The organism is Rhizobacter sp. (genome assembly GCF_031412075.1).
In the GTDB taxonomy this organism is placed as follows: Bacteria; Pseudomonadota; Gammaproteobacteria; order Burkholderiales; family Burkholderiaceae_C; genus Rhizobacter.
On sequence record NZ_JANOCG010000463.1, the window covers coordinates 1 to 3122 of the forward strand.

Genomic DNA, 3122 nt, shown 5'->3' on the forward strand with positions numbered 1-3122 from the left:
CGGCGTAGTCGGCGTCGGTGGCGGTCGCCGGGTTGGCCAAAACGTACTTCGTGTTGAAGATGTTCAGGCCCTTGTTCTCCATCGCGCCCATGTTGAAGTCGCCCACGGCGACGATCATGAAACGTTCCAGGTCGAGCGGCAGCTTGAAGCGCGCTTCGTCCCACACCACGCTCGCGATCAGCGAGTTCATCGCGTGTTCGGTCTTCTCCAGGTCGCCGCGGCGCACGTAAACCTGCAGCAGATGGTCTTTGCCCGAACGGGTGCGCACATGCTGCTCACGCGCCACCAGGTCGGCGGCGACGAGCGCGAACAGATAGCTGGGCTTGGGGAAGGGGTCGTGCCACTTGGCGTAGTGCCGCGGGCCGTACACGCCGGCCATCATGTCGCCCTGGTCGATGAGGTTGCCGTTGGACAGCAGCACCGGGTACTGCGTCTTGGCCGCGCGCAGCGTGACGGTGTAGACCGCCATCACATCAGGGCGGTCCAGGAAGTAGGTGATGCGGCGAAAGCCCTCGGCTTCGCACTGCGTGAAGAAGCCGCCCCCTGAGGTGTACAGGCCGGACAGCTGCGTGTTTTTCTCGGGCGCGCAGGTGTTGCGGATCTCCAGCGTGAACGGGCCGGGCGGCACGTCTTGCAGGCTGTCGATGACCAGCATGCCGTCTTCGTGGCGGAACGACACCGACTCGTTGTTGACCAGCACGCGGGTGAGCGTGATGTCTTCTCCATGCAGCCGGAGCGGCTGCGCCGGCACCGCGATGTTGCGCTCCACCGTCATGCGGTTGATCACCATCGTCTTGATGGGGTCGAGGTCGAAGGTCAGGTCGACGGTCTTGATCCAGAACGCCGGCGCGGTGTAGTCCTCGCGGCGGATCAGAGTGGCAGTGCCTTCACGCATTCAGTGGTCTCCTGTTGTTCGTTGCCCAACCCCGTTCGGGCTGAGCTTGTCGAAGCCAGCGCTGTGCACGCAGCCCTTCGACAGGCTCAGGGCGAACGGAGAAGAGGCTGGGCATTTCATCTAGACACCCTGTTTCAAGCTGGCCTCGATGAAGACATCGAGATCGCCGTCCAGCACCTTTTGGGTATTGGACATTTCGACATTGGTGCGCAAGTCCTTGATGCGGCTCTGGTCCAGCACATAGCTTCGGATCTGGTGGCCCCAGCCCACATCGGTCTTGGTGTCTTCGAGTTTTTGCTGCTCTTCCATGCGCTTGCGCATTTCAAAGTCATACAGGCGCGAGCGCAGGCGCTTCCAGGCCACGTCGCGGTTGCTGTGCTGGCTGCGGCCGTCCTGGCACTGCACCACGATGCCGGTCGGGATGTGCGTGAGCCGCACGGCCGAGTCGGTCTTGTTGATGTGCTGGCCACCGGCGCCGCTCGCGCGGAAGGTGTCGGTGCGCACGTCCGACGGGTTGATCTCGATCTCGACCGTGTCGTCGACTTCGGGGTAGACAAAGAGGCTGGCAAAGCTCGTGTGCCGCCCACCGGCCGAATCGAACGGGCTCTTGCGCACCAGGCGGTGCACGCCGGTCTCGGTGCGCAGCAGGCCGAAGGCGTACTCGCCTTCCACCTTGATGGTGGCGCTCTTGATGCCGGCGATGTCGCCCGCGGTTTCGTCTTCCATCGTGGCCTTGAAGCCCTTGCGTTCGGCGTACTTGAGGTACTGGCGCAAGAGCATGCTGGCCCAGTCGCAGGCTTCGGTGCCGCCGGCGCCGGCCTGGATGTCGATGAAGCAGTTGAGCGGGTCGGCCGGGTTGTTGAACATCCGGCGGAATTCGAGGTCTTTGACGGTGGTGTCGAGCTTGTTGGCTTCGAGCTCGATGGCCAAGAGGGAATCGAAGTCGCCTTCTTCCTTGGCCATGTCGTAGAGCTCGGTGTTGTCGGCCAGGTTGCTCGTGAGGTGGTTGATGGTCTCGACCACGGTTTCGAGCGTGCGCTTCTCGCGCCCAAGCTCCTGCGCGCGTTTGGGCTCGTCCCAGACCTTGGGGTTCTCGAGCGCGGCGTTGACTTCGTTGAGTCTTAGAGCTTTGCGATCGTAGTCAAAGATACCCCCGGAGGTCGACCGTGCGCTTCGTCAGGTCGGCCAGGGAGTTGCCAATGGCATTGATGTGTTCGACGTCCATGATGCGGTTCCATTCTTTGAAGCCCGCCATTATTTCATGCGCACGTCGTTCAACCCGCTAAAAAGGCCTCCAACCGCCGGGCCAGCGCCTCAGGTTGGTCGTGGTGCAGCATGTGGCCGGCGGGCGAGAGCGTGTGCGTCTCGTGGCGGGCCACCACCTTCAGCCGCTCGTGAAACTGGGCCTTGCTGTAGCGCCCGGCCCACCATTTGCCCACGTCGGTCTGGTCGCCTTCGACCCACAGCACCGGCGCGGTGATCTGCTTCCAGCAGGCTAACACCTCGTCAACCTGGTAGAGCAAGGGGTTGCTGCGCTTGTGCGCCGGGTCGCCGAGGATCTGCCACAGGCCCTGCTCGTCTTGCCGGGACCAGTGCTTGGCCAGCCAGGCCGCGCGGTCGGCCGGCAGCAGCGGGTTGGTCTTGCGCAGGCGCGCGGCCACGGCGTCGACGCTCTGGTAGGGGCGAATTTCGACCGGCTGCTTCAGTTCATCAAGCCAGGCGACATAGCGCTTCGGCGCGAGTGTGGGCACGGTGGCCGGCATGCCGAAGCCTTCGAGGTTGACCAGCCGGCGGATGCGCTGCGGGCGCAGCCCGGCGTACAGCATCACCGCGTTGCCGCCCATGCTGTGGCCGAGCAGATCGATGGGCGTGGACCCTGGAAAGCGCGGTGCGTCGTTGAAAAAGAGCAGGTCGAGCGCCGCGTCGAGATCGCCCAGGTAATCGGGCAGCCAGTAGGTGTCGGCCGCAGGCGACTCGGTCAGGCCGAAGCCGCGCCAGTCGAACGCGAGCACGTGGCGATCTGTCGGCAGCGCGTCGACGACGAACTGGAACGACGCCGCCACGTCCATCCAGCCGTGCTGCATCAGCAGCGGCGGGCGCTCGGGCGTGACCATCGAGGCGTCGCCCCATTCGAGCACGTGGTGGCGCAGGCCGCGCACGGTGATGAAGCGGCTGCGGCTCGGGCGTTTGACCCGGTAGACATCGTGTGAACTCATGCGCGGCACTG

General features: G+C 64.4%; 3 protein-coding genes. All 3 read right to left on the minus strand.

The annotated features are described in order from the left end of the window. The coding region (locus RMO40_RS17570; protein ID WP_309724208.1) for a M1 family aminopeptidase at positions 1–895 on the minus strand (895 nt) is incomplete at its 3' end. A gap of 120 nt (positions 896–1015) precedes the next feature. After that, a protein-coding gene (prfB, locus tag RMO40_RS17575; protein ID WP_309724210.1) for a peptide chain release factor 2 occupies positions 1016–2120 on the minus strand; the annotation gives its coding sequence in 2 pieces (ribosomal slippage) (positions 1016–2038 and positions 2040–2120; 1104 coding nt in all). A 49-nt stretch (positions 2121–2169) separates the two neighbouring features. Beyond that, positions 2170–3120, minus strand: a complete 951-nt coding sequence (locus tag RMO40_RS17580) for an alpha/beta fold hydrolase (protein ID WP_309724212.1) — start codon at positions 3118–3120, stop codon at positions 2170–2172. Positions 3121–3122 lie beyond the last annotated feature (2 nt).